General features: G+C 71.2%; 27 protein-coding genes. 10 read left to right on the forward strand and 17 right to left on the reverse strand.

Translation table 11 applies throughout. From position 1 onward, the window contains the following. Nucleotides 1-13: 13 nt before the first annotated feature. The 6 genes from FHX33_RS07805 to FHX33_RS07830 are packed head-to-tail and all read right to left on the reverse strand — an operon-like array spanning nt 14 to nt 5141. Complete coding sequence (locus tag FHX33_RS07805) at nt 14-892, reverse strand: prenyltransferase (RefSeq protein ID WP_021765591.1); 879 nt, start codon at nt 890-892, stop codon at nt 14-16. After that, a complete protein-coding gene (locus FHX33_RS21530; RefSeq protein ID WP_021765590.1) occupies nt 889-1215 on the reverse strand; it encodes a lycopene cyclase domain-containing protein in 327 nt (108 codons plus the stop codon). Before FHX33_RS21530 ends, FHX33_RS07805 begins: the two co-directional genes overlap by 4 nt. Continuing rightward, nucleotides 1212-1541: a lycopene cyclase domain-containing protein gene (locus FHX33_RS07815; protein WP_021765589.1), complete on the reverse strand. Its 330-nt coding sequence runs from the start codon at nt 1539-1541 to the stop codon at nt 1212-1214. Before FHX33_RS07815 ends, FHX33_RS21530 begins: the two co-directional genes overlap by 4 nt. Beyond that, on the reverse strand, nt 1538-3139 hold the full coding sequence (crtI, locus tag FHX33_RS07820; protein WP_021765588.1) for a phytoene desaturase family protein: 1602 nt from the start codon (nt 3137-3139) through the stop codon (nt 1538-1540). Before crtI ends, FHX33_RS07815 begins: the two co-directional genes overlap by 4 nt. Next, nucleotides 3136-4041 carry a phytoene/squalene synthase family protein gene (locus FHX33_RS07825; RefSeq protein ID WP_021765587.1) on the reverse strand — a complete coding sequence of 302 codons (906 nt, stop codon included), beginning with the start codon at nt 4039-4041 and terminating at the stop codon, nt 3136-3138. Before FHX33_RS07825 ends, crtI begins: the two co-directional genes overlap by 4 nt. After that, nucleotides 4038-5141, reverse strand: a complete 1104-nt coding sequence (locus tag FHX33_RS07830; protein ID WP_021765586.1) for a polyprenyl synthetase family protein — start codon at nt 5139-5141, stop codon at nt 4038-4040. The genes FHX33_RS07825 and FHX33_RS07830 overlap by 4 nt, the downstream gene beginning before the upstream one ends. Nucleotides 5142-5231: 90 nt before the next feature. Here FHX33_RS07830 and FHX33_RS07835 point away from each other — a divergent pair, with 90 nt between their 5' ends. After that, entirely contained in the window at nt 5232-5795 is a 564-nt protein-coding gene (locus FHX33_RS07835; protein ID WP_021765584.1) for a MarR family winged helix-turn-helix transcriptional regulator, read from the forward strand. On the opposite strand, the gene FHX33_RS07840 is transcribed toward FHX33_RS07835, so the two are convergent. Next, nucleotides 5770-7275, reverse strand: a complete 1506-nt coding sequence (locus tag FHX33_RS07840) for an SDR family oxidoreductase (protein ID WP_021765583.1) — start codon at nt 7273-7275, stop codon at nt 5770-5772. The genes FHX33_RS07835 and FHX33_RS07840 overlap by 26 nt on opposite strands. A gap of 80 nt (nt 7276-7355) precedes the next feature. Between FHX33_RS07840 and FHX33_RS07845 the strand changes: the two genes are divergently transcribed. Next, entirely contained in the window at nt 7356-7697 is a 342-nt protein-coding gene (locus tag FHX33_RS07845) for a DUF7882 family protein (protein WP_039924301.1), read from the forward strand. A gap of 65 nt (nt 7698-7762) precedes the next feature. Here the strand turns inward: FHX33_RS07845 and FHX33_RS07850 are convergent, their stop codons facing one another. Next, nucleotides 7763-8674, reverse strand: coding sequence for a sigma-70 family RNA polymerase sigma factor (locus tag FHX33_RS07850; protein ID WP_021765581.1), 912 nt, complete (start codon nt 8672-8674; stop codon nt 7763-7765). 297 nt (nt 8675-8971) lie between these two features. On the opposite strand from FHX33_RS07850, the gene FHX33_RS07855 reads away from it, so the two are divergent. After that, nucleotides 8972-10387, forward strand: coding sequence for an MFS transporter (locus FHX33_RS07855; RefSeq protein ID WP_021765580.1), 1416 nt, complete (start codon nt 8972-8974; stop codon nt 10385-10387). A 19-nt stretch (nt 10388-10406) separates the two neighbouring features. Here FHX33_RS07855 and FHX33_RS07860 read toward each other — a convergent pair whose 3' ends face one another. Next, nucleotides 10407-11375 carry a DNA topoisomerase IB gene (locus FHX33_RS07860; RefSeq protein ID WP_039924299.1) on the reverse strand — a complete coding sequence of 323 codons (969 nt, stop codon included), beginning with the start codon at nt 11373-11375 and terminating at the stop codon, nt 10407-10409. Further along, complete coding sequence (ku, locus tag FHX33_RS07865) at nt 11372-12259, reverse strand: non-homologous end joining protein Ku (protein WP_021765578.1); 888 nt, start codon at nt 12257-12259, stop codon at nt 11372-11374. Before ku ends, FHX33_RS07860 begins: the two co-directional genes overlap by 4 nt. Nucleotides 12260-12334: 75 nt before the next feature. Between ku and FHX33_RS07870 the strand changes: the two genes are divergently transcribed. From FHX33_RS07870 to FHX33_RS07880, 3 genes are read left to right on the forward strand one after another with little or no spacing between them, the layout of a single operon-like run. Further along, a complete protein-coding gene (locus tag FHX33_RS07870; protein ID WP_021765577.1) occupies nt 12335-14833 on the forward strand; it encodes an ATP-dependent DNA ligase in 2499 nt (832 codons plus the stop codon). Nucleotides 14834-14838: 5 nt separating this feature from the next. Beyond that, on the forward strand, nt 14839-15282 hold the full coding sequence (locus tag FHX33_RS07875) for a hypothetical protein (protein ID WP_021765576.1): 444 nt from the start codon (nt 14839-14841) through the stop codon (nt 15280-15282). 44 nt (nt 15283-15326) lie between these two features. Continuing rightward, nucleotides 15327-16628, forward strand: a complete 1302-nt coding sequence (locus FHX33_RS07880) for an MFS transporter (RefSeq protein WP_183428439.1) — start codon at nt 15327-15329, stop codon at nt 16626-16628. A 20-nt stretch (nt 16629-16648) separates the two neighbouring features. Here FHX33_RS07880 and FHX33_RS07885 read toward each other — a convergent pair whose 3' ends face one another. Further along, nucleotides 16649-17284, reverse strand: coding sequence for a putative glycolipid-binding domain-containing protein (locus FHX33_RS07885; RefSeq protein ID WP_221209332.1), 636 nt, complete (start codon nt 17282-17284; stop codon nt 16649-16651). Between the two features lie 57 nt (nt 17285-17341). Next, a complete protein-coding gene (locus tag FHX33_RS07890; RefSeq protein WP_246396882.1) occupies nt 17342-18487 on the reverse strand; it encodes a citrate synthase in 1146 nt (381 codons plus the stop codon). Nucleotides 18488-18547: 60 nt separating this feature from the next. Between FHX33_RS07890 and FHX33_RS07895 the strand changes: the two genes are divergently transcribed. Beyond that, nucleotides 18548-19858 (forward strand): citrate/2-methylcitrate synthase, encoded by a 1311-nt coding sequence (locus tag FHX33_RS07895; RefSeq protein WP_246396883.1) that lies wholly within the window; start codon nt 18548-18550, stop codon nt 19856-19858. Here the strand turns inward: FHX33_RS07895 and FHX33_RS07900 are convergent. Genes FHX33_RS07900 through FHX33_RS07910 form a run of 3 tightly spaced genes read right to left on the reverse strand, consistent with a single transcriptional unit; the run spans nt 19855 to nt 22509 of the window. Next, nucleotides 19855-20514 carry a methionine ABC transporter permease gene (locus FHX33_RS07900; RefSeq protein ID WP_021763432.1) on the reverse strand — a complete coding sequence of 220 codons (660 nt, stop codon included), beginning with the start codon at nt 20512-20514 and terminating at the stop codon, nt 19855-19857. The genes FHX33_RS07895 and FHX33_RS07900 overlap by 4 nt on opposite strands. Continuing rightward, nucleotides 20511-21536, reverse strand: a complete 1026-nt coding sequence (locus FHX33_RS07905) for a methionine ABC transporter ATP-binding protein (protein WP_021763433.1) — start codon at nt 21534-21536, stop codon at nt 20511-20513. The genes FHX33_RS07900 and FHX33_RS07905 overlap by 4 nt, the downstream gene beginning before the upstream one ends. A 4-nt stretch (nt 21537-21540) precedes the next feature. Next, complete coding sequence (locus tag FHX33_RS07910; RefSeq protein WP_021763434.1) at nt 21541-22509, reverse strand: MetQ/NlpA family ABC transporter substrate-binding protein; 969 nt, start codon at nt 22507-22509, stop codon at nt 21541-21543. Between the two features lie 155 nt (nt 22510-22664). Here FHX33_RS07910 and FHX33_RS21920 point away from each other — a divergent pair, with 155 nt between their 5' ends. The 3 genes from FHX33_RS21920 to FHX33_RS21540 are packed head-to-tail and all read left to right on the forward strand — an operon-like array spanning nt 22665 to nt 25059. Continuing rightward, nucleotides 22665-22913: a BatC protein gene (locus FHX33_RS21920; protein WP_179701886.1), complete on the forward strand. Its 249-nt coding sequence runs from the start codon at nt 22665-22667 to the stop codon at nt 22911-22913. Continuing rightward, complete coding sequence (locus FHX33_RS07920; RefSeq protein WP_183428319.1) at nt 22913-24166, forward strand: cupin domain-containing protein; 1254 nt, start codon at nt 22913-22915, stop codon at nt 24164-24166. Before FHX33_RS21920 ends, FHX33_RS07920 begins: the two co-directional genes overlap by 1 nt. Next, the gene (locus FHX33_RS21540) at nt 24163-25059 is read left to right on the forward strand and encodes a sucrase ferredoxin (protein WP_021763411.1); all 897 of its coding nucleotides are present in this window, start codon (nt 24163-24165) and stop codon (nt 25057-25059) included. Before FHX33_RS07920 ends, FHX33_RS21540 begins: the two co-directional genes overlap by 4 nt. Before the next feature lie 17 nt (nt 25060-25076). Here FHX33_RS21540 and FHX33_RS07930 read toward each other — a convergent pair whose 3' ends face one another. Together FHX33_RS07930 and FHX33_RS07935 are read right to left on the reverse strand one after the other, a co-directional pair. Continuing rightward, complete coding sequence (locus FHX33_RS07930; protein WP_021763410.1) at nt 25077-25502, reverse strand: VOC family protein; 426 nt, start codon at nt 25500-25502, stop codon at nt 25077-25079. A 53-nt stretch (nt 25503-25555) separates the two neighbouring features. Beyond that, nucleotides 25556-25966, reverse strand: coding sequence for a helix-turn-helix transcriptional regulator (locus FHX33_RS07935; RefSeq protein ID WP_021763409.1), 411 nt, complete (start codon nt 25964-25966; stop codon nt 25556-25558). Between the last annotated feature and the right edge of the window lie 5 nt (nt 25967-25971).

The raw sequence follows: 25971 nt of genomic DNA on the forward strand, positions 1-25971 counted from the left end.
TCAGCCTTCCCCGTCAGCGCAGGGCGTAGCCGATCAGCAGCATGGTCACGAGGAAACCGCACGCGTAGTTGATCCAGAGGAAGCGCCGCCAGCCCCGGTTGGCGGCGCTCGACTGCGCGTCCGTGACGGACCAGAACGGCGCGGCCGCCAGGATGTACGGCACGGCGAGGATCGCTGCGAGCGGCCCGGGCCACGCGGTGAAGAGCACGCACACCCCGGCGAGCGCCCACGCTCCGATGGCGAAGCGGGTGGTGCGGGCGGCACCGAGCACGGTGGCGATGGAGGCGATGCCGCCCTCGCGGTCGGGCACCACGTCCTGCACGGCGCCGAACGCGTGGCTGCCGACGCCCCAGAGGAAGAACGCCAGGAGCGCCAGCCAGAGCTGCGGGGTGAAGACGGCACCCGCCAGCACCAGTCCGTACAGGGCCGGGCTGCTGAAGTGGAAGCTGGAGGTCGCGGAATCGAGGAACGGGATCTCCTTGAACCGGAGGCCCCGCACCGAGTAGGCGAGCACGGCGAAGACGCTCGCCGCGAGCACCAGCCACGACAGCGGAGACCCGACGAGGACGAGGTAGATCAGGAAGGGGAGGCTGCTCACGGCCGAGGCGATCAGCGTGCGCCGGTGCATCCCCCGGTCGAGAAGTGCGCCCTCCGCTCCGCCCTTGCGGGGGTTGCGCAGGTCGGACTCGTAGTCGAAGACGTCGTTCACGCCGTACATCGTGAGGTTGTACGGGATGAGGAAGTAGAGCGTCCCGATCACCAGCGTCAGGTCGACGTGCCCGGTGGCGAGCAGGTACGCGGCGGCGAAGGGGAAGGCCGTGTTGATCCAGCTGACCGGCCGGGAGGCGATCAGCAGCTGGCGCCAGGGTGCGGGCGCGGTGGCCGTGGTCATCCCTCCTCCCGCGATCGCCGACGCAGGAGCAGCCAGACGGCGGGGAGCAGGAGCAGCCCGGCGAGTGGGTAGGCGAAGTCCTCGATCGGGACGAGCCCGAGCCGCAGGCCGGCCAGGTGGGCGCCGCCGTAGGTCATCAGGCCGACGCCGATCATCAGGTTGTCGAAGACGGCGGTCAGGACCGCGATCAGCACGCCGGCGACCGTCACCGGCAGCCACCAGCGCCGGACGAGGCTGCGGCGATCGCGCGCCCGCGTCAGGGCGACGGCGAGGACCACCGCGGCCACGGCGAGGAAGGCCAGGCTGAGCCACAGGTAGGTCACGAGCGCTCCGCCTTCCGCCGGTCCAGAAGGGTGCGGCCGCCGAACACGAGCACCAGCGTGAGATAGCAGAGGAACAGGAGGAAGAAGATCTCCTCCAGCGGCAGTTCCGGCGCGACCTCGATGCCGGTCATGAAGCGGGACCCGCCGCGGGCGAAGATGCCCAGGGCGATCCCGGCCGCATCCCACGCGAGGAAGAACAGGAGGCCGATGGCGAGGGTGATGCCCGCCCGGCGGGCGTCCCGCCAGAAGACGAGCCGGAAGCGCCGGTCGAGCAGCACCATCGCCGCGAGCGAGACGAGCAGGGCGCCCAGATAGATCAGGCTCACGGCACGCGCTCCGACCGCGAGGCCGTCGCGACGAGCGGCTCGGGCATCGGCGTGGCGGAGACGTCGCCGCGCATCCGCTTCACGACGAGCTCGGCGCTGATCAGGCACATCGGCAGACCGATGCCCGGGATGGTCGAGCATCCCGCGTAGAACAGGCCGTCGACGCGCGAGGAGGCGTTGCGCGGGCGGAAGAAGGCGCTCTGCCGCAGCGTGTGCGCCGGCCCGAGCGCTCCCCCGCTCCAGGAGTTCACTTCCCGGGCGAAGTCCTCGGGCCCGACCGTCCGACGGACGACGACGCGGTCGGCGAGGTCGGGGATGCCGGCCCACGCCGCGACCTGCGCGATCGCGGCGTCGGCGGTGCGTTCGACGAGGCGGTCGCCCGCGCCGTCCACACCTCCCGAGCCGATGGACTCGTCGGCGGGGACGGGTACGAGCACGAACAGGTTCTCGTACCCCTCCGGCGCGACGCCCGGGTCGGTCGCGCTCGGCATGCAGACGTAGAGCGAGGCCGGGTCCGGGATTCCCGGCTCGGACCCGTAGATGCGCTCGAAGTTGGCCGCCCAGTCGGTGGTGAAGAACAGGTTGTGGTGCGTGAGCTGCGGGAGCCTCCCGCGGATCCCGAGCATGACGAGGACCGCACCCGGCCCGGGGTTGCGCTTCTCCCAGACGCGCTCGGGATGCGTGCGCAGCTCCGGCGGGAGCAGCCGCGTCTCGGTGTGGTGCAGGTCGGCGGCCGAGACCACCACGTCTGCATCGAGCTCGCGCGGAGTACCTGATGCGTCGACGTAGGAGACCCCCGTCGCGCGCGCGGCGGCGTTCCCGCCCGCGGTGCGGATCGCGGTCACGCGCGCTTCGGTGACGATGCGTGCACCGGCCTCCGCCGCGAGCGCGGCGACCCGGCCGATGAGGGCGGTGAAGCCGCCCATCGGATAGCGGACGCCGTCGTCGAGGTCGAGGTGGCTCATCAGGCTGTACATGCTCGGCGCGCGATCGGGAGAGGTGCCGAGGAACACCGCGGGATAGCCGAGGATCTGCCGGAGCCGCACATCCCGCACGTAGCCGGCGGCGTACCGGTCGAGCGGTTCGAGCAGCAACCGCACGAGGCGGCCGGAGCGGCGTAGGAGCGACCGCGTCAGCAGCGGCCGGAACGAGGCGAACGTGCCGTAGAGGAACGACGAGACGGCCATGCGGTAGGTCTCGCGTGCACGGGCGAGGTAGCGGTCGAGCGCTGCGCCCGCTCCCGGCTCGACGCTCTCGAACAACGCACGGTTGGCGGCGCCGTCCGCGCGCACGTCGAGCGGCGGCCTCCCGTCCTCCGAGAAGACGCGGTAGCCGGGGTCCAGGGTGACGAGGTCGAGCTGCTCGGCCGTGCTGGTCCCCATCAGGGCGAAGAAGTGGTCGAAGACCTCCGGCATCAGGTACCAGGACGGACCGGTGTCGAAGCGGAACCCATCGTGCTCCCATGAGCCTGCGCGTCCGCCGACGACGGCGGACTGCTCGAGGAGGGTCACGTCGTGGCCGTCGCGGGCCAGGAGGGCCGCTGACGCGAGACCGGCGATCCCGCCGCCGATCACGACGACCCGCCGCCGGCCGGTCACCGACGAGACCCCGCGCCGGCGCGGACGAGGATGGCGAGCTTGGTGCGCGTCGGTACGCTGACACGCCGCGTGAGGAGTTCCTCGGCCGGGGTGGAGCGGATGCGATCGCTCAGCTCGGCGAAGAGACCGTGGGCGGCGAGGACCGCGCGGCGGCAGTTGTCCGGCAGCTCCGGGATGACGTCGGCGGCAGCGCCCAGGTCGCAGTCGATGTCGACTACGAGGGCGAGCTTCTGCCGTTCGGTCAGCCGGGAGGGGTCGATGCCCGGGAAGTAGCTGCGGCCGAGCTCCGCGTAGTCGACCGCGAGGTCGCGGAGGAAGTTGATCTTCTGGAACGCCGAGCCGAGCCGCTGCGCGCCGATCTCGAGCCGCCGGCGCGTCTCGTCGGCGACCGGGCGGCCCGCCAGGAAGGCGGAGAGGCACATCAGTCCGATCACCTCGGCCGAGCCGTAGATGTAGGCGCTGAGCTCCTCGGCCGTGAAGTCGACCGGGCTGAGGTCCCGCCGCATGGACGCGAAGAACGGGCGGGTGAGCTCGGCGCCGAAGCCGGAGGCGCGGGCGGTCGACGCGAAGGAGTGGACGACGACGTTGGCGCTGTAACCGGTGCGCATGGCCCGCTCGGTGTCGGCTTCGAGGGCGTCGAGGAGGTCGCGCTGGTCTGCGACGGAGAGCCCGGCCTCGGCGGCCGCGCCGTCGACGATCTCGTCGGCGACCCGGACGAGCGAGTAGACGTCCTCCACCCGCGGGCGCACCTCCGCGCCGAGCAGCCGCGTCGCCATCCCGAACGAGGTGGAGTACTCGCGGATGATGGTCGCGGCGCCGGCGTGCGCGGCGCGTGTGTACAGCGCCAGGTCGGTCGGCTGCGCCGAGGCCGAGGGCGTGGAGGCGACGGGTGTGCGGGTCATCGGATCCTCCCGACGCAGCTGCGGGCGATCGTGGTGAGCTCGGCGGCGAGGCCCGACGGCACCTCGGGCACGTCGATCGCGGCGACCGCCTGGTCGACGTGGTCGGCGATGAGGCGTTCGACGAAGCGGCGGGCGCCGCAGCGCTCCAGGATGTCCGCGAGTGCGGCGGCCTCCGGAGCGGAGAGGTCGTCGCGGCCGAGGCCGGCCGCGATCTCCGGCCAGCTGTCGGTACTGCGGGCGAAGGCGATGAGGGTGGTCTTCTTGCCCTCACGGAGATCGCTCAGCACGCTCTTGCCGGTGTGCTGCTGGTCCCCGTAGATGCCCAGGAGGTCGTCGCCGAGCTGGAACGCCGTCCCGACGAGCCGGCCGTAATCGGCCAGCACCGCGAGCAGGCCGTCGTCGCCACCGGCGAGGATCGTCCCGGCCATGACAGGGCCGGCGACGGAGTAGGCGGCGGTCTTGCGCTCGGTCATCCCCAGGACGGCCGGCAGGGACGGCGTGGTCAGCCCGATCGCGAGCCCCACATCGGCCAGCTCACCGGCGGCGGTGACGACCACCGAATGGTCCAGGACGTCGAGCAGACGACCGCGTGCGGCCGCCGGGATGTCGAGGCGGCCGACGAGCGCCGTCGCTGCGTGCAGAAGGAGGTCGCCGGCCAGGATCGACGCGGACTCCCCCCAGAGGCGCGCCTGCGGACGCGGCGTGCCGTGTGTCGCGGCGTCGGCCGCGAATTCGCCGGAGAGGTTGGGCCGGCCGCGGCGGACGGTGTCGCCGTCGATGACGTCGTCGTGGAGCAGGAAGGCGGTGTGGAGCAGCTCGAAAGCGGTGGCGGTGTCGATCGCCGCGGCGTCGATCTCCCCGCCCAGCGCCGCGAGGGCCGCGAGGACGAAACGCGGGCGCATCCGCTTGCCGCCGTCCGCGGCGGCGCGGGCGCTGGACCACAGGTGCTGGTAGTCGTCCCCGTACGCCGCCGAGGCTGCGATGCGCTCCGCGAAGAACGCGGCGAGCCGGCCGTCGACGGCGGCGAGGCCGCCCTCGATGTCGGCGGACGGGATCCGGACGGACTCCGGCCGGTCGATGCGGGAATCGAAGCGGGTCATCCGGACCTCCTCGTGTGCGAACGACCATAATGTCTAGCCAAGATAGAAAATAACTTAGCACGCTTCTTACTCGTCGCATAAGATGGCCGCATGAGCTCCAGGGACGATGCGCGCCGCATCTCCGGGTCGATGATCGACCCGCGCGTCATCGACCCCCGGCAAGAGCTCGTCCGCCACGACGACCTGCCGGAATCCGAGCTCGCCGAGATCGTGGCGGTCCTGAGCGCCATGCGCGGCTGGCGCGAGGCGGAGCAGCGGCTGAGCTTCGAGTCGCGCAGCAAGATGCGGCTCAACGAGACGGACATGAAGGCTCTGCGGTATGTCATCGCCTCCATGAACGCGGGCATCGCGGTGACCGCCGGCGCACTGGCCGAGCACCTCCACATCTCAACGGCCTCCACGACCAAGCTGCTGGACCGCCTGGAGGCGTCCGGCCATGTCGTGCGCCGGCCGCACCCGACCGACCGACGGGCGGTGACGGTCGAGATCACCCCGGAGACGCATCGCCAGGTGCGCCGGACCATGGGCCTGCAGCATGCGCGGCGCTTCGAGGTGGCGCGGTCGCTGACGTCCGACGAGCGCGCGGTGGTCACACGATTCCTGACGGATCTCAGTGCGACCACGCTCGTCACCCCTCCGCCGGCGGAGGACTGACGACCGACCGCAACCGGTCCGGCTCCGTCACGATGCGGTTCGCCATGCCGTTGAAGATGACGCCGTGGAACGGCAGGATCGAGTACCAGTAGAGCCGCCCGGCGAGACCGCGCGGGAAGAAGACCGCGCGCTGCCAGTAGCGTGACCCGCCGTCCGGGGCGGGCGTGACGGCCAGCTCGAGCCAGGCCCGACCGGGCACCCGCATCTCGGCGCGCAGCCGGAGGTCGCCGCCCTCGGGTCCGCGTGTGACGCGTTCCACGCGCCACCAGTCGAGCGCGTCTCCGGTGGAGAGGCGGTCCGCGTCGCGCCGTCCGCGTCGCAGCCCGACGCCGCCGACCAGCTTGTCCATCCACCCGCGCAGCGCCCACGCCAGCGGGAACGAATACCACCCGCGCTCCCCGCCGATCCCCTCGACCACGCGCCAGAGATCGGTCGGGTCCGCGTCCGAGGTGCGCTCCCGCACATCCGTGTAGACCGTGTGACCGGCCCACTCCGGGTCGCTCGGCAGCGGGTCGCTCGGCGCTCCGGCGACGGACGAGTTGCGCCAGGTCGTCTCGATGTCGCCGTCGCGCATGCGCGCCAGCGCGAGCCGCACGGCCGTGCGGTAGCCGGTGAGGCCTCCCTCGGGCGGCGGGATGACACCGTCGATGTCGTGCTCGTGCATCACGCAGTCGTACTGCAGCGACTCGATGATCGGCACCGCGAGGCTGCGCGGGATGGGCGTCACGAGGTTCACCCACTGGGACGCGAGCCACGGCGTGAACACCGGCAGGGACGCGATCGGCCGCTGCGGCAGCCCGGACTCCACCGCGAAGCCGTTCATCATCTGGCCGTAGCGCAGGATGTCGGGGCCGCCCACGTCGAACGCGCGCGAGACCTCGGGCGGCAGGTCGGCGGCCTCGACGAGGTAGTGCAGCACATCCCGGATCGCGATGGGCTGGATGCGGTTGCGCACCCACTTGGGCGCGGGCATGTACGGCAGCACCTCCGTGAGGTGGCGGATCATCTCGAACGACGCCGAGCCCGAGCCGATCACGACGCCCGCCTGCAGCACGATGGTCGGCACGCCGGAGTCCAGCAGGATGCGCCCGACGGCGACCCTCGACCGGAGGTGCCGGGAGAGCGGTCCCTCCGGATGCAGCGCGCCGAGGTAGACGATGCGGCGCACGCCCGCCTCTTTCGCCGCGGTCGCCACCGTGCGGGCCGCCGCCGACTCCTCGTCCTCGAAGTCGCCCCGGGCGCGCATCGAGTGCACCAGGTAGTAGACGACGTCCATCCCCTCCATCGCCCGGGCGACCGAGTCGGGATCGCCGAGATCGCCCTGGACGACCTCGACGTCGTCGGCCCACGGCACGTCGGCCAGCTTCTGCGGCGAGCGCGCCAGCACGCGAACGGTGTGGCCGCGCTCGAGCAGCCGCGGGACGAGCCTCCCGCCGACGTACCCGGTCGCTCCGGTCACGAGTACACGCTGCGGGGTCATGCGCCGACCATACGCCGAGGGACGCGAGCCGCAACCGGGGTCGGCGCGGCCATGACGCCGGCGTCATGTACGGTTCTGGCATGGGCAAGCTCGTATACGCCGGCACGACCGAGATCGGCTTCGAGGACCGCGTCCTCGCACACCTGCAGATCGTGATCGGTCTGAAGCTCCGGCGCAAGGAGGGGTTCTTCTTCTCCTGGCGGGATGAGCAGAGCGTCGGCGACGGCCGCAGCGCGATCTGGATCGACCCCGCCGTCCCCCTGTTGTTCCGCTACAGCGGCGGCCGTCAGCCGAAGATCAACAAGACGTGGCTGGAGGCGCTGACGATCTCGTCGAACAGCTCCACCGGGCTGCAGCTGACCGAGGAGATCGGGGCGCTCGGCGCCGACGAGGTCGACTCGGACTCGCCTCCCGGCAAGTAATCCCCCGCAGACGACAGGACCCCGCGCTCGGCTGAGCACGGGGTCCTCGTCTCGTGTGCGGGAGATCAGCGCAGGTACTCGAGCAACTCGGGGCAGCGCAGGCGCTTGAGGCTGCGGGTCTCGAGCTGGCGGACGCGCTCGCGGGTGATGCCGTAGACCTCGCCGACCTCGTCGAGCGTCATCGGCTTCTGGCCGTCGAGGCCGAAGCGCATGCGGACGACCTTCGCGTCGCGCGGCGGGAGGTCGCGCAGCCGCTCCTCGAGGTCGCGGTGGCGGAAGACGACCTCGACCGCCTCCGGAGGGGTCGGGAAGTCGTCGTCCTCGATCAGGTCGCCGAGCTCGGCGCCCTCGTTCTCGCCGACCGGGACGGCCAGCGACACGGTCTCGGAGTCGCTCATCTGGAGCTTGTGGACCTCGGCCTCGGTGAGGTTGGCGGCTTCCGCCATCTCCTCCAGCGTGGGCGTGCGGCCCAGCTCGCCGCCGAGGTCGCGGCGGATGCGATCGAGCTTGTCGATCTTCTCCACCGTGTGGACGGGGATGCGGATCATGCGCGCGGTGTCGGCGATGCCGCGGAGGATCGACTGGCGGATCCACCAGGTGGCGTAGGTCGAGAACTTGTTCCCCGTGCGGTAGTCGAACTTCTCGACCGCGCGGACGAGTCCGAGGTTGCCCTCCTGGATCAGGTCCATCACGGGCAGGCCGCGGCCCGAGTAGCGCTTGGCGATGCTGACCACCAGGCGCAGGTTCGCCTCGATGAAGCGCTCGAAGGCGCGCTTGCCGTCGTCGGCGAGGTACTGCAGCTCGCGCTTCTCGCGGGCGGTGAGTCCCGGTCGCTTGCTCAGGCGCTCTCCGGCGAGGACTCCCACCTCGATGCGCTTGGCGAGCGCCACCTCCTCGTCGGCGGTCAGCAGTCGCGTCCGTCCGATCGAGTTCAGGTAGTCGCGTACCGGGTCGCTGGTCACTTCGAGCACAGTCATCGTGTCATCCCATTCAGCTCGTACTGTCGTGCGTTGCCTCGGTGTTTCGGCTGCGGCTGCCGGGGTCATCCGGGATCGCCGCACACTCAGAGTAGGCAGGGGGGCCTGGCCCCCAACAAGGGGTTGACACCGTACTCGGCGATGCGCTAGCTGCCAAGCCCCTGCTCCCTTTCGCCGGTCGTGTCAAGGTCCTCCCGGGAAATACCCACGGATCGTACGGTGACCATCGTGAGTACACGTACACCGGGTTCCCAGCAACCGACACTGTCCACGATCCGCACGCTCATCCCGGCGCGGATGGACCGCCTCCCCTGGTCGCGCTTCCATTGGCTCGTCGTGCTCGGCCTCGGCACCGTGTGGATCCTGGACGGCCTCGAGGTCACCATCGTCGGCGCGATCGGCAGCCGGCTGACCGAGCCGGACAGCGGCCTCGGTCTGACGACCGCACAGGTCGGTCTGGCCGCGGCGATCTACGTCGCCGGCGCCTGCGTCGGCGCTCTGGTCTTCGGGTACCTCACGGATCGCTTCGGCCGGAAGAAGCTGTTCATCCTCACGCTGGGGCTCTACCTGGTCGCGACCGTGCTCACCGCCTTCTCCATCGCCCCCTGGATGTTCTTCGTCTTCCGCTTCTTCACCGGCGCCGGCATCGGCGGCGAATACGCGGCGATCAACTCGGCGATCGACGAACTCATCCCGGCCCGCCGCCGCGGTCTCGTGGACCTCGCGATCAACGGCTCCTACTGGCTCGGCACCGCTTTCGGCGCGGTGCTCACCGTCTTCCTGCTGAACGAGCAGCTCTTCGCCGCCGACATCGGCTGGCGCATCGCCTTCGGCCTGGGCGCCGTCCTCGGCCTCGTGATCCTCCTCGTGCGCCGCAACGTGCCCGAGTCGCCGCGCTGGCTCTTCATCCACGGTCGCGACGAAGAGGCCGAGAAGCTGGTGGACGGGATCGAGCATGACATCGAGAAGGAGAGCGGCGAGTCCCTCCCCGTCGTCCCCGACGACAAGGGCATCGAGATCCGTCAGCGCCGCTCGACCGGGTTCGGCGAGATCGTCCGCACCGCCGTCACGCGGTACCCCAAGCGCTTCGTGCTCGGGCTGTCGCTCTTCATCGGTCAGGCTTTCCTGTACAACGCCGTCTTCTTCACGTACTCCCTCGTGCTCACGAAGCTCCTCCACGTGCCGGACGACGTCGCGCCGTGGGCGCTCGTGCCGATCGCGATCGGCAACTTCCTCGGCCCGATGATCCTCGGCCACCTCTTCGACACCGTGGGCCGCAAGTTCATGATCACGCTGTCGTACGTCGGCAGCGGCATCCTCCTCGTCGGCACCGCCATCCTGTTCGACACCGGCGCGCTCGACGCCTTCTGGCTGACCGCGTGCTGGATGGTCGTCTTCTTCCTCGCCTCGGCCGGCGCCAGCAGCGCCTACCTGACCGTGAGCGAGATCTTCCCGATGGAGACCCGGGCCATGTCGATCGCCTTCTTCTACGCGGTCGGCACCGGCCTCGGTGGGATCATCGGCCCGATCCTGTTCGGCCAGCTGATCGAGGGCGGCATCCACTCCGTCGTCATCGGCTACTACATCGGCGCCGGCCTGATGATCGCGGCGGGACTCGTCGAGCTCTTCCTCGGGATCGCCGCGGAGGGCCGCTCGCTCGAGGACATCGCGCAGCCGTTGTCGGCGGAGACGAAGGCGCAGCCCGCGAAGTGACCGACGCCGGCGCTGCGGGTCAGCTCGAGAGAAGCTCCAGCAGCGCCGGCTCGGGCACGCGACCGCCAGCCGTGTCGATGACCTCTCCCTGGCGGTACCGGTCGAAGACGCGCGGGTCGATGTAGCTGTTGCGGGCGATGGCCGGGGTGTTGCCGAGTGCGGCAGCAGCCTCGTTCACGGCCGCGGTGACGCGCTTCTTGCGACGCGACTCCGTGTCGCTGATGCCGAGTTCGGCGAGCGCCTCCGCGGCGACGATCGTGCCGTGGAGGGTGCGGAAGTCCTTCGCGGTGAACTCGCCGCCGGTCTGCCTGCGGATGTACTCGTTGAGGGAGGCCGGGCGCAGGGTGTGCCAGGTGCCGTCCTTCCACGAGAGCAGCCGGGAGCGCTGGCCGCGCAGCGCCTGGATCTGGGTCAGGAGTTCGGCGAGGTCGGCGTCGACGATCGTGCTCGTCCACTTCTGGGCCGATTTGGCCGGGAACGTCAAGGTGATCTCGTCGCCGTCGATGCGGGCGTGCCGGCAGAGCAAGGTGGTGAGCCCACGGCTCCCGTTGGCGTGGAGATACTCCTCGCTGCCGATGCGGACGCTCCCGAGATCGATGATGCGGAAGGCGGCCGCGAGCACGCGGTCGCGCCCGAAGCCCTCCGCGCGGAGATCCATGGTCACCTTGCGCCGCGCCGACGGCAACGTCTCCGCCAGCTGAGCGGCGCGCTCGAACTTCACGCGGTCCTGATGCAGCCGCCAGGAGTCGTGGTACCGGTACTGCCGACGCCCGGCCTGGTCGGTGCCGACGGCCTGGATGTGCCCGCGCGCGTCGGGCGAGATCCACACGTCCTCCCACGCGGGCGGGATCACGAGCGAGCGGATGCGCTCCAGCTCGCGCTCGTCGACGATGGGATTGCCGGCCACGTCCTCGTAGACCGGACCCTTGTTACTGGCACGACGGTGGTATCCCGGCCCCGACGGGTCGCTGCGGCGCAGGCGCGTCACGCGGGCTTCTTCGCCTTCTTGGCGGGTGCGCTCTTGTCGGCGGTGCTCTTGGCGGCCGTCTTCTTCGCCGGGGCCTTCTTCGCGGGCTCCTTCGTCGACCGGCTGCGCTCGACGCTGCGTTGCAGCGCCTCCATGAGGTCGATCACCTCGCCGCCGCCCTTCGCCTTCTCCGGCTCCTCACCGAAGGTCTCGGCGGTGTCCATGCTCTCGCCCTGCTCGAGCTTGGCGTCGATGAGGCGACGCAGCTCCTCCTGGTACTCGTCGGTGAACTTCTCCGGCTCGAAGTCGCCGGCGAAGCTCTCCATGAGCGCGGCCGAGAGCTTCAGCTCGCGCTCGGTGATCCGCGGAGTCGAGTCCAGGGCCGGGAAATCGGCCTCCCGGATCTCGTCGTGCCAGAGCATCGTCTGCAGCACGAGCACGTTGCCCCGCACGCGCAATGCCGCCAGGCGCGTCTTCTGGCGCAGGGCGAAGTTCACGATCGCGGTGCGATCCTCGTCCTCCAGGGTCTTGCGCAGGAGGGCGTACGCCTTGAGCGACTTGGAGTCGGGCTCGAGGTAGTAGCTGCGGTCCAGCATCATCGGATCGATCTGCTCGTTCGGCACGAACTCGACCACGTCGATCTCACGACTGCGCTCGGCCGGGAGCGAGGACAGGTCCTCGGGCGTGAGGATCACCGTCCGGTCGCCGTCGTCGTACGCCTTCGCGATGTGCTCGTACGGGATGACCTTGCCGTCGATCTCGCACCGCCGCTGGTACCGGATGCGGCCGCCGTCGGCGTCGTGCACCTGGTGCAGCGCGACGTCGTGATCCTCCGTCGCGCTGTAGACCTTCACCGGCACGTTGACCAGCCCGAAGGTGATCGCACCCGTCCATATGGCCCTCATGCGCTCTATCGTGTCCGCGCATCGCCCTGATTTCAACCAGTGATCGAAGGATGTTCCCCGGCGTACGGTGGGCGCATGGCTGCGGATGACACCGAGACCGTCTCGATCGACGGTCACCGGCTGAAGCTCACGAACCTCGACAAGGTCATGTATCCGGAGACCGGGACGACCAAGGCGGACGTGATCGGGTACTACCACGCGATCGCGGAGGCGATGGTCCCGCACGTCCGCGACCGCATCGCGACCCGCAAGCGCTGGGTGCACGGTGTGGGCACGGCAGACCATCCGGGCGAGGTCTTCTTCCAGAAGAACCTCGATGCCTCCTCCACACCGAGCTGGGTGAAGCAGCGCACCATCACGCACAAGACGAGCGAGAACACGTACCCGCTGGTGAACGACCGGGCCACGCTGGTGTGGCTCGCGCAGATCGCGTCGCTGGAGATCCACGTGCCGCAGTGGCGCGTCGGACGCGGTGACGCCCGGCGCAACCCGGACCGCATGGTGCTCGACCTCGACCCGGGCGACGGGGTGACCCTGGCCGACTGCGCCGAGGTCGCCCGTCTGGCTCGCGGCATCCTGACCGACATGGGGCTCGACCCGCTGCCGGTGACCTCCGGCTCGAAGGGCATCCACCTCTACACCCCGCTCGACGGATCGCAGACGAGCGATCAGATCTCGGCGGTCGCCCACGAGCTGGCGCGGGCGCTGGAGGCCGACCATCCCGACCTCGTCGTCAGCGACATGAAAAAGGCGCTGCGGGCGGGCAAGGTGCTCGTGGACTGGAGCCAGAACAACGGAGCGAAGACCACGATCGCTCCCTACTCGCTGCGCGGACGCCTCCGCCCCACCGTGGCCGCACCGCGTACCTGGCGCGAACTGGAGGCGAGGGATCTGCGTCACCTGGAGTACGAGGAGGTGCTCGAGCGCGTGAAGAAGCACGGCGACCCCCTGGCCGGTCTCTCCGCGGGCGGCACGGCCGAGGCCGGGCACCCGGACGCCGAGCAACTGGCCGACGCCGCGGGCGATCGGCTGACGACCTACCGCTCCAAGCGCGACGCCGCCAAGACCCCCGAGCCGGTCCCCGCGGTCAGCCCGGACGCGGTCGACGGCCGCTCGTTCGTCATCCAGGAGCACCATGCGCGTCGGTTGCATTGGGACTTCCGCCTGCAGCACGACGGCGTGCTCGTCAGCTGGGCGCTCCCCAAGGGACCGCCCGTCGACCCGAAGCAGAACCACCTCGCGGTGCACGTCGAGGACCACCCGCTGGAGTACGGGACGTTCGAGGGCGACATCCCGCACGGCGAGTACGGCGCCGGGCACGTGGACATCTGGGACCACGGCGAGTACGAGCTCGAGAAGTGGCGGGATGCGGAGGTGATCGTCACGCTGCACGGACAGTCCGACGGCGGCCTGGGCGGCGAACCGCGGAAGTTCGCGCTCATCCGCACGGGAGGGCGGGACGGCGACGAGAAGAACTGGCTCATCCACCTGATGAAGGACGACGGGGAGGCCGCCGGGAAGAAGCCGGCGGCGAAGAAGAAGGCGAAGCCGGACGCGGCGGAGAAGAAGGCGAAGCCGAAGACGAAGACGACGGAGCGCATCACCGAGACCCCCGTCTCCCCCATGCTCGCCACCCTCGGCTCCGAGAAGGACGTCGACGACGAGGACGACTGGGCGTTCGAGATGAAGTGGGACGGCATCCGCGCCATCGCCGTCGTGCGCGGCGATCAGCTGCGGCTCACCACCCGCAACGGCAACGACGTCACCGCGACCTATCCGGACCTCGCCGGGCTCGTCGCGCTCGCTGGCGGCCACGACCTCGTCGTCGACGGCGAGATCGTCACCCTCACTCCGCGCGGACGCCCGGACTTCGGCCTCCTGCAGTCGCGGATGGGACTGACCCGCCCCGCCGAGGTGGCCGCCGCCGCGGAGCGGGCACCGGCGCACTACTTCGTGTTCGACTTACTGGAGCTCGATGGTCACGATCTCCGCCGCACGCCCTACGACGAACGCCGGTCGGCGCTGCAGGACGCGCTGCGACCACCCGGCGGCGACCCGATCCAGGTTCCGCCGGCGTTCGCGGGCGACCTCGCCCACGCCGTCTCGTCATCGCGCGAGCTGGGGCTGGAGGGCGTCATGGCCAAGCGCCGCGACAGCACGTACACGACCGGTCGCCGATCCCGCTCCTGGATCAAGATCAAGCACCATCTGGCCCAGGAGGTCGTGATCGGGGGCTGGACGCCCGGGACCGGTCGGCGCGCCGGGACCCTCGGCGCCCTGCTCCTGGGCATCCCGGACGGGGACGTGCTGCGCTACGTCGGCAAGGTCGGCACGGGCTTCTCGGACGCCGACCTCGACCGGCTCGCCGCTCTGCTGGCCGCGCACCCGCGCAAGACCAGCCCGCTCGAGGGCGTTCCCTCCGCCGACGCCCGCGGCGCGAACTGGGTGCGTCCCGAGCACGTCGGCGAGGTGGAGTTCGCGGAGTGGACCGGCACCGACCGCCTGCGCCAGCCCTCCTGGCGCGGTCTGCGGCCCGACAAGTCGCCGGACGAGGTCGTCCGCGAGGTAGGGTAGTCGTCGTGAGCACGAACGTTACCGCCCCCACCGCGGCCCACACCGAGGCCGTCACCGCCGACGACGAGCACGGCCCGCTCGTCCGCAGCCTCAGCGCCACCCTCCCCGGTGCGCTCGGCTCGGTCATCGCCACCGTCGTGGTCCTGGCGACCATCGTCTTCGGCATCTGGAGCCTCATCGCGACCTGGAGCGGCAACCCGGGAGCCGGCCTGCCCCTGTTCCAGGTCGTCGTGGCCGGCACCGTCGTCGCGATCAACGCGATCGCCGCTCGCAAGACCTTCAGCTACGTGATCACCCTCATCGGCGCCGTGCTCTGGCTCTGGGTGTCCGTCACGCCGTTCGAGCCGTTCTGGCAGACCCTGCTGCAGGCGGTGACCTTCACCATCATGGCCGCCGGCGTCGTCTTCTCGACCGCCGCCGTCGCGCTCAGCAAGAAGCCCCGCTTCTGAGTCCGGAGGACGCTCCGGCCACGAAGGAGCCCGACGATACGACGCTGGCCCACCGGCGCCATTTCGTCGATCTCACCCCGCTGAAGGAGTCCCCCGCGTTCGCGCGGCTGTGGCTCGGTGGTGCCATCTCGGGCATCGGCGGTCAGATGACCATCGTGGCCGTCGGCCTCCACATCTACGACCTCACCGGCTCGACCCTCGCGGTGGCGCTCGTCGCCCTCTTCGCGCTGGGGCCGATGATCGTGTTCGGCCTCTACGGCGGCGTCCTCGCGGACGCCTTCGACCGGCGACTCGTCGCGCTCGTCACGGCGATCGTCGCGTGGGCGTCGACCGCGGGCATCGCCGTCTTCGCCTGGCTCGACATCCAGGTGGTGTGGCCGCTGTACGTGCTCACGACCATCAACGCCGTCGCGTCCGTGATGATCGGCAGCACGCGGCAGGCGATCACGCCGCGCCTCCTCCCCACCCGGCTGCTGCCCGCGGCGAGCGCCCTCGGCGGCATCAGCATGGGCGTGATGGTGACCGTCGGGCCCGCCCTCGCCGGTGTGCTGGTCGCGACCGTCGGCATCGCCTGGACCTACACGGCCGACGTGCTCCTCTTCACGGCGGCCTTCCTCGGGATCTTCACGCTGCCGTCCATCGTCCCCGAGGGTGAGCGTCAGAGCGCGGGACTCGCGTCGGTGCTCCAGGGGCTCCGGTTCCTGCGCTCCGCCCCGAATCTGAGCATGACGTTCGTGCTCGACCTCATCGCCATGACCTTCGGCCAGCCGCGCGCGCTCTTCCCGGCCGTCGGCGCACTGCTGATCGGCGGCGGCCCGGTGACGGTCGGCATCCTCACCGCCGCAGGCGCGGTCGGGACCCTCGTCTCGAGCGTTTTCTCCGGCCGGCTGGGGCACGTCCGCTGGCAGGGACGCGCCGTGGAGCGCGCCATCCTCGTCTACGGCGCCAGCATCCTGGGCTTCGGGATCGTGCTGGCCGTCGTCGCGATCGGCGGCTGGAACGGCGGCGGCACCTCCATCGCCCAGGCCAACCTCCCGGCGCTCGTGCTCGCGACACTGCTGCTCGCCGCCTCCGGGGCCGCCGACAACATCAGCTCCATCTTCCGGATGACCATCCTCCAGGCGTCGGCGCCCGACACGATGCGCGGCCGGCTGCAGGGCGTCTTCACCGTGGTCGTGACCGGCGGTCCGCGTCTCGGCGACCTCTACATCGGCCTCCTGGCCCTCACCGGTGCCCTCTGGTTCCCGCCGCTGCTGGGCGGGCTGCTCATCGTCGTGCTCGTCGCGACGGTGGTGCGGGTGCAGGGCGCATTCCGCCGCTACGACGCTCTCGACCCGACGCCGTAGCGTCAGCGGGTGCCTTCGCGTCAGCGGGTGCGGATGCGCCGGGCGAGTCGCGGATAGTCGATCACCACGCCGTCCTCGTCCACGCCGAGATCGGCGACGAAGCCGCGATCGGCACTCCGGTAACGCACCACGCCACGTCCGCTCGCGGGGTCGAACGGCTCGACGGCGCTGTAGACCTGCCGGCTCGCCCGCACCTCGAGGCTCGGGAGGTCGACCCACGCCATGGTGAGTTCGGTCTCCTCCACGCCGCGCAGGGCGCCGAGCCGCAGGATGGGCATCATGTTCGTGACCGGGCAGAGGGCGAGGTCGCAGTCCAGCGCGCCGTCGAAGGCGCCGGACTCGGCGAGACCGGGGTGCGCCATCGGCTCGCCGTGGAAGGCGGTCGTCCCGTGCGCCCAGCTCTCGCTCGCCCACCGGCCGCCATCGTCCCGGGTCAGCACGAGCCAGCGGGTGAAGCCGCGACCCGTCACCGAGACATCGAGCCGCGTCGTCACCCAGTCGGGCCCGGTCTCGAGCGACCAGCTCGTGACGTAGTCCGTCGTCCGCGAGACGCCGAGGGCGTCCAGCCGGTCCGGCGCCAGCGTGACCGTCGCTGCCTCCAGCCGCTCCGGATCCTCGTCGCCGACCCACTCCACGTGCCGCACCGCTCCACGCATCGCCATCGCCTCCGTTCACCCGGCACGATACGCCGGAACGCAGCAGGAATCGCCGACCTATCGGAGCACGGGCGGTCTGACCGGCTCGGGTCCGACGTAGCGGGCTGAGGGGCGGAGGATCTTGCCGTCCGCCGCCTGCTCGAGCACGTGCGCCGACCAGCCGACGACACGCGCCGCCGCGAAGGTGGGCGTGAACATCGCGCGCGGGATGCCGCACAGCTCCATCACGATGCCCGCGTAGAACTCGACGTTGGTGTGCAGCTCCCGGCCGGGCTTCAGCTCAGCGAGCAGCTGCTGCACGCGCTCCTCCACCTGCACCGCGAAGTCCACGCGCGGTCCGCCGAACCCGAGGGCGACCTCCCGCAGCATCCGCGAACGCGGGTCCTCGGTGCGGTACACGGCGTGGCCGAAGCCCATGACGCGGCCGCCCGAGGTGACCGTCTGCGTGATCCACTCGTCGATGCGGTCGGGCGTGCCGATCGCGTCGAGGGTGTCGAGAGCGCGGCTGGGAGCGCCGCCGTGCAGCGGTCCCGACAGGGCGCCGAGCGCTCCGACGACGGCGGCGACGAGGTCGGCGCCGGTGGACGCGATGACCCGGGCCGTGAAGGTGGAGGCGTTGAAGCCGTGGTCGATCGCGGCGGTCATGTAGGCGCTCAGGGCGCGGACCCGATCGGGATCGGGCTCAGCGCCCGTGACCAGGTAGAGGTAGTCGGCCACGTGGCCGAGGTCGTCACGCGGCTCCAGCGGCTCGCGTCCCTCGGCGAGGGCGTGCAGGCTCGCGAGCAGCACCGGCGTCACGGCGGCCGCGCGGACCGCATCGGCGAGCCGCGCCTCGGGCTTCTCGTCGTACACGGGACGGATGCCGTCGGCGGCGGCGACGGCATCCAGCGCCATCCGCAGGCCCGCGAGCGCGTCCCCCGCCGTCAGCCGCGCGATCGCCGGGAGGAGCGCCCGCACCTGGTCAGGGATGCGCCGCGCCTCCGCCGTGCGCGCGCGGAAGGCCGCGAGCTGCTCCGCGTCGGGCAGCTCGCCGTTCAGCAGCAGGTACCAGGACTCCTCGAACGCGTGATCGCGCGCCAGCTCGATCGCCGGGTACTGGCGGTAGTGGTAGAAGCCCTCCTGGCCGCGCACGTCGCCGAGCGCGGTGCTGGCGGCCACCACATTGGTGAGTCCGCGCGGGACGTCGATCAGGGTGTCGTTCATCCGGTCCATGAGGGTAGTGTGAGCGTGGATTTTCACTACGTCAACGTTGATCGGATCAACATGGATGCCCTCCCCCGCCTCACCGCGGAACAGACCGCCGAACGCCTCGGGGTCAAACTCGAGACCCTCTACGCCTACGTGGCCCGCGGCAAGCTCGCGCGCGACCGGACGGCCGACGGCTCGTCGTTCGATCCGCTGGAAGTCGAGCGGTTCGCCGCCGCACGGCGACGCCGTTCCGCTCCGGGGAGCCCCGCGACCGGGCGATCGGACGGCCGCCCGCTCATGGTCATCGAGACGACCTTCGCCCTCATCGAGGACGGCGACCTCGTCTACCGCGGGCGCCGCGCCGTCGAGCTCGCGCGCGAGCCGTTCGAGAACGTCGCGCGGTGGGCGCTCACCGGCGCGTGGGACGCGGACGCCCGGTTCTCCCCCGGTGCCGGGATGGCGGCCGCGCGCCGAGCGGCGGACGCGCTGCCCGCCTCCGCCGGTGACCGGGATCGCCAGCTGATCGCGGTGACCGCCCTCGCGGCGGCCGACCCGCTGCGGACCTCCCTCGACCCGGCGACCGTCGCCGGGGCCGCCGAACGGATGGTGGCGGGGATGGTCTCCGTGCTGCCCGTCGTGGGCGGCGGCGACGGCGCGAGCGAGACGGATGACGACCCGCTCGCACTGCGCCTCCACCGCCGTCTCGCCCCAACGGCTCCGACCCAAAGCGCAGTCGACATCCTGAACGCCGCTCTGGTCCTGCTGATCGACCACGACCTCGCGGTCTCCACCCTCGCCGCACGGGCCGCCGCCTCCGCCCGGGCGACCCCCTACGGCGTGGTGATCGCCGGGATGGGCGCGCTCGACTCCCCGCTGCACGGCAATGCCAGCCGGGCAGCTCATCGGCTGCTGGCCCGCGTCGTCGCCGGGGAGGATCCCGCCCGGGTTGTGGCCGACGCGGTCGTCGCCGGTTCCGGCGGCCCCGTCCCGGGATTCGGTCAACCGCTGTACCCCGACGGCGATCCGCGCGCCCGGGCTCTCCTCGACCTCCTCGCCGCCGCGGCCAGCGCAGCGCCTGTCCTCTCAGCGGTGGAGGCGGTCTCCGCCCTGCTGCGCGACCGCGCCGGAGCGCACCCCAACATCGACCTCGCGCTCGGCGCCCTCACGCTCGCCCACGGGATGCGGGACGACGCGGGCGAGGTGATCTTCGCCACGGCGTGCGATCGGCTTCGTGGTGCACGCCGTCGCCGAGTACGGCGAACCGCCCCTCCGGCTGCGCCCCGTCGGCCGCTACACCGGCCCGCTTTAGGGATGCGTGTGCTGCGCCTCGGGACGTCTGCGGCTGCGCGCGCAGGCGCAGACGTCCCGGGAGGGCGCGGTCGCTAGCGGCGCAGCGCCTTGCGAGCCAGCCAGTTGCCCAGGAACTGCGCGGCCTGCACCAGGATCACGATGGTGATGACCGCGATCCACGTCACCGCCCAGTCGTAGCGCTGGTAGCCATACGCGATCGCGAAGTTGCCCAAGCCGCCTCCGCCGATGCTGCCGGCGATGGCCGAGAGGTCCACGATGGCGACGAAGATGAACGTGTAGCCGAGGATCAGCGGCCCGAGCGCCTCCGGGATGAGCAGGGTCGCGATGATCCGCAGCGGGTGCGAGCCCATCGCCCGCGCCGCCTCGATCACGCCCGGCTCGATCGTGACGAGATTCTGCTCCACGATCCGCGAGATGCCGAAGGTCGCCGCGATCGTCATCGGGAAGATCGCCGCCGGCGTGCCGAGGAACGTGCCGAGCACGGCCTGCGTCAGCGGGGCGATCGCCGTCATGAAGATGATGAACGGGATGGGGCGGATGAAGTTCACCACGATGTTGAGCACGGTGAACACGGCCGGATTCTCGAGCAGGCCGCCCTTGCGGGTCGTGTACAGCAGCACGCCGAGCACGAGCCCGAAGATGCCGCCCAGCACCAGCGTGACGACGACCATCCAGAGCGTCTGGCCGATCGAGTCCAGGTAGACGGGCCAGAGAGTGGACCAGTCGCTCATGCGGACACCTCCTCGACGTCGGTGACGGTACGGAGCTCGGCGATCAGCGCATCCACCGCGGCAGGCTCGCCGATCAGTTCGAGCGTGAGGCTGCCGAAGGACCGGCCCTGCAGGGCGGAGATGCCGCCGTAGACGATCTCGAAGCGCACGCCGTGGCGGCCGACCGCGTCCGAGAGCACGGAACCCAGGCGTCCATCGTCGGCGACTCGCGCCGAGACGATGCGGCCGGAGTGCTTGCCCCGCAGCCGCTCGATGTCGTCGGCGCCGGGCTGATTGCGCAGCACCGTGCCGACGAACCGCTGAGCGGTCGATGTCTGCGGGTCCGAGAACACCTCGAACACGGTCCCCTGCTCGATGACCTTGCCGGAGTCGAGCACGGCGACTCGGTCGGCGATCGAGCGCACGACCTCCATCTCGTGCGTGATCACGACGATGGTGACGCCGAGCTCGTCGTTGACCCGCTTGAGCAGCGAGAGCACGTCGGCCGTCGTCTCGGGGTCCAGCGCACTGGTGGCCTCGTCGGCGAGCAGGATGTCGGGGTTCGTCGCGAGCGCCCGGGCGATGCCGACCCGCTGCTTCTGGCCGCCGGACAGCTGGTCGGGGAACGACCACGCCTTGTCCGTCAGGCCGACGAAGGCGAGCAGCTCGGCGACGCGCTCCTTGCGCTTGTCCGCCGGCCAGCCCGCCACCTTCAGCGGGTAGGCGATGTTGCCGAAGACCGTGCGGGAGCGGAACAGGTTGAACTGCTGGAAGATCATCCCGATCCCCGCGCGGACGCTGCGGAGGTCGCGCTCCTTCAGAGCGGTGATCTCGCGGCCGTCGACGACGATCGTGCCGCTGGTCGCGTGCTCCAGCGCGTTGATGAGCCGCAGCAGCGTGCTCTTGCCGGCGCCGGAGTAGCCGATGATGCCGAAGATCTCGCCGCGCTCGATGGCGAGGTCGATCCCTTCGACGGCCGCGACCGTGGCGTCACCCGAGCGGAAGCTCTTGGTGACGCCACGGAACTCGATGATGGGGCTCACCGGGCTACTTCGCCGCCTCGATGTTCTTCTTGAGCGTGTCGAGCACGGCGATGAGGTCGGCCTGCGGCTTGTCGACGATCACCGCGGTGTTCTTCGACTCGGCGAGCACCGAGTCGGTGACCTCCTTGGAGTGGTACAGCTCCGCGATCTTCAGGTAGGTCGCGTTGTCCTTGTCCTTCTCGCGCGACACGAAGGCGTTGATGTACGGCTCCGCGGTCTCGGACTTGGGGTCGTCCTGGAAGATGGCGGACTTCGGATCGATTCCCGCGGTCAGCGCGAAGTTGTTGTTGACGATGGCGCCGTCGGCGGAGTTGAGCGCCGGAGCGGTCTGGGCCGCGTCCACCGGGATGACGGTGACCTTCGAGGCGGAGGCGTCGATGTCGGCCGGGGTGGCGAGCGTGTTGCCGCCGTCCTTGAGCTTCAGGAGGCCGGCCTTCTGCAGCACGAGCAGCGCACGCGCCTGGTTGGTCGCGTCGTTCGGGATGGCGATCTGCGCGCCCTGCGGGATGGCGTCGACCGAGTCGTACTTGTGCGAGTAGAGGGGCAGCGGCACGACCAGGGTGGACGCGATCGGGACCAGGTTCTGCTTCGCCTGCACGTCGTAGTTCGCGAGGAACTGGAGGTGCTGGAAGAGGTTGAGGTCGATCTGGCCGTCGGCGAGCGCCGGGTTGGCCTGGGTGTAGTCGCTGAAGCCGACGACGTCGATGGTGATGCCCTCGGCGGCGGCCTTCTTCTTCAGGATGGCCCAGTACGGGGCGGCCTGCTCGGTGGTGCCGATCTTCACGGTGACGTTCTTCGCGCCGGCGGCCTGCGAGGAGCCGTTGGCGGCGACGTTCACGGCGATCAGCACGGCGGCCACGATCACGACGACGACCGCGACGGCGATGCCCGCGATCCAGCCGACCTTCGACTTCTTCGGCTTCTCGGGCAGCGCCGGCGTCGGGGAGCCGGCAGGAGGGGTGGCGTCGGGCATGGCTGTGCCTCTCTCTTGTGAAGGGGGGAATGTGATACCGGTGTTCGTCCGCCGGTGGAACCAGCCTCCCAGCCGCGCGGTGGAGGGTCAAAGTGCGTTCCGAAATGTGACGAGCGCGCGTAGTGTGGCGAGCACCGAGCGAAGTGGAGGCCCACATGGGCGCGATCGACGACGACGACATCACCACCAGCGCCAGCGGCGGCGGCGAAGGCCCCGCCGACGGCGGAGCGAACCCCGGCGGGCACGACGGCGGAGCCGACGGATCGGCGGGCGAAGGCCCGGCCGACGGCGGCGCCAACCCGAACGGGCACGACGGCGGAGCCGACGGATCGGCGGGCGAAGGCCCGGCCGACGGCGGCGCCAACCCGAACGGGCACGACGGCGGAGCCGACGGGTCCGCTTGATGGCGACCGATGAGCGCGGGCCGGGCGACCGGCCCGCGCTTTCGCGCTGCACGGCGATCCCCGGTGACGCGTTCGCGTCCGAGTACTGGTCGCAGCGCCCCCTCTTCACCCGCGCGGCCGACCTCGGCGGCGACTTCTCCGACCTGTTCAGCAGGGACGACGTCGACGAGCTCGTAGCCGCCCGCGCCCTGCGCACGCCGTTCGTCCGGATGGCGAAGGAGGGCGACGTCCTCCCTCCCGCGCGCTACACGGCCGGGGGCGGCTTCGGCGCGGAGGTCGGCGACCAGGTCGCCAGCGACCGCGTGCTCGCCGAGATGGCGGCCGGAGCGACCCTCGTGCTGCAGGGGCTGCACCGCACGTGGGAGCCGATCGCCGCGTTCGCGCGGGCGCTGTCGGCCGAGCTCGGGCATCCCTGCCAGGTGAACGCCTACATCACCCCGGCCTCGTCGCGCGGTTTCGATCCGCACTACGACGTGCACGACGTCTTCGTGCTGCAGATAGCGGGCGAGAAGCACTGGCGCATCCACGAGCCCGTGCACACGGACCCGCTGCGGGACCAGCCCTGGACCGACCACCGCACCGCCGTCGCCGCTCGCGCGCAGGAGACGCCCGCGATCGACGAGACGTTCCGGCCCGGCGACGCGCTGTACCTCCCGCGCGGCTGGATCCACTCCGCCACCGCACTCGGCGAGCTCTCCATTCACCTCACGGTGGGCGTGGCCGCCTACACGCGCACCGACATCGTGGAGGCGGCGGTGGCGACCGCGGCGGACGTCCCGTCGCTGCGTGCCTCCCTCCCCCTCGGCTTCGACCCGGACGACGCGTCCCTGCTCGACCCCGAGGTCGACGCCGCGCTCGACGCGCTGCGGGACGCCCTCGGCGACCCCGCGCGTCGCGCGAGCATCGCCGCCGCCGTCGGCGATCGCCTCCGCGCACGTCGGAGGCGCGACACCCCGCCCGCGCCCGTGCGGCCGCTGGCGACCATCGAGGCGGCCGCTGCGCTGGACGGCCGCACGGTCGTCACGGCACGCCCCGGCCTGCGGCCGACCGTCACGATCGAGGTCGAGACGGTGACGGTGCGGCTCCCGGGTCGCGCGATCGCGCTGCCGATCGCCGCGCGCGCGGCCGTGGAGCGTCTGCTCGACGGCGCACCGGTCGCCGTCGGAGAGCTGCCCGCTCTGGACCCGGAGTCGGCCGTCGTGGTCGCACGCCGCCTGCTGCGGGAGGGCGTCGTCGTGGTCGACGAGCCGTGACGCCGGCGGCCGGCTGGCTGCCCTGCAGCGACCGCGCCCGCGAGCGTGGCGATCCGCTGCCCGGCACGGCCGGGTTCGGCGAACGCTGGCTCCTCGTCGAGATCGAGAGCGGCTGGGGACGCCACGCGTTCTTCGACTCCGCCCTCGACCCCGCGGTCGGTGCCGCCCTCGTGGCCCGGGCGGAGGAGGCCGGGATCCGGCCGTTGGCGATCCGGCGGACGGGTCTGCGGGCCGGTGAACGCCGGGCGCAAGAGTCGTGGCGGTGGGCGCTGGTGGACGCCCGGCCCGGGCGCACATCCCTCCGCTGGGGGCGGGTGGGCGACCCCGCCGACCTCCTGTCGCTCCCGCTGGACGGCACGGCCGGTGAGCCCAGCGACCGGCCGGTGTATGCCGTCTGCACGCACGCCCGGCACGACCAGTGCTGCGCGGTCCGCGGGCGTCCGGTGGTGGAAGCGCTCGCGGACGCCTTCCCCGACGAGACGTGGGAGTGCTCGCACCTGGGGGGCGACCGCTTCGCCGCCACGATGATCGTCTTCCCGCACGGCCTGCTCTACGGCGGCGTCCCCGCCGCAGACGCGTCCGACGTGGTCGCCCGGTACACCGAGGGACGCGTCGACCCCCGGTATCTGCGCGGCCGGACCTCCCTCACCACGGTCGCGCAGGCCGCCGAGGCGTTCGCTCGGGACGCGTCGGGCGACGACGCGATCGACGCCTACCGCGTGCTCTCCGAGCACCCGCACCCCCACGGCTGGACCGTCGAGCTCGCACACGACGGCGGCGCGGTGGTGGTGGAGGTCGCCGAGCGGCTCTCGGAACCGCTGCTCAGCACCTGCGCGGCCACGATCGCGCACCCGGTGCGGGAGTTCGTGCCCGGCACGGTGCGGCCGGCCTGAGCCGGCTCCGCTGTCCGCTAGGCGGTCTGGGCCGCGGCGACGCCCCACTGCTGGATCTTGACCATGTTGCCCGACGGGTCGCGGAAGGCGCAGTCGCGGGAGCCGTAGAACTGATCGATCGGCTCCTGCAGGACCTCGGCCCCGAACGCGCGCACGCGCTCGAAGAGCCCGTCGACGTCGTCGGTGCTGAAGACGACGCCAGGCAGCGTGCCCTTCGCCACCAGCGCGGCGAGCGCGTCACCGTCGGCCTGCGGTCGGCCGGCATACGGGTCGGAGATTACGATCTGGGAGCCGGGCTCGCCGGCCACACCCATCGTGATCCAGTGGTGGCCGTCGTAGGCGACGTCGTTGAGGACGTCGAGACCGAGCGCGTCGCGGTAGAACACGAGGGACTCCGCGGGGTCGGTGGCGATGATGTCGACGAAGTGGACTGAGATGCTCATGGCTTCACTCTAGGAACCGGTGGCGCGGCACCGCTTCTCCAAAACTGCTCGTCTCAGCCGTGCTGGTGCGTGCGCACCGGCCGGACGCGCTGCTTGGCGATGCAGTCCGGCATCACCGCGACCGACAGGTGGTCGCGCGAGCGGTAGCTGGTCGGCGTCTCCCCCACGAGCTCGCTGAACTTGGCGCTGAACGAGCCGAGAGACGTACAGCCCACGGTCATGCACGCGTCGGTCACGCTCATCCCGGCGCGCAGCAGCGCCATCGCCCGCTCGATCCGGCGGGTCATCAGATAGCTGTAGGGGGTCTCCCCGTAGGCGGCGCGGAACTGTCGCGAGAAGTGCGAGGCCGACATGTACGCGTGCGCGGCCATCGTCGGCACGTCGAGCGGCTTGGCGTAGTCGCGGTCGATGAGGTCGCGCGCCCGCCGGAGCGCGGCGAGCGTCTCCAGCTCCTCGGGGCTCATGCGTC

The sequence above is a fragment of the Leifsonia aquatica genome, assembly GCF_014190775.1.
GTDB classification, from domain to species: domain Bacteria; phylum Actinomycetota; class Actinomycetes; order Actinomycetales; family Microbacteriaceae; genus Leifsonia; species Leifsonia aquatica.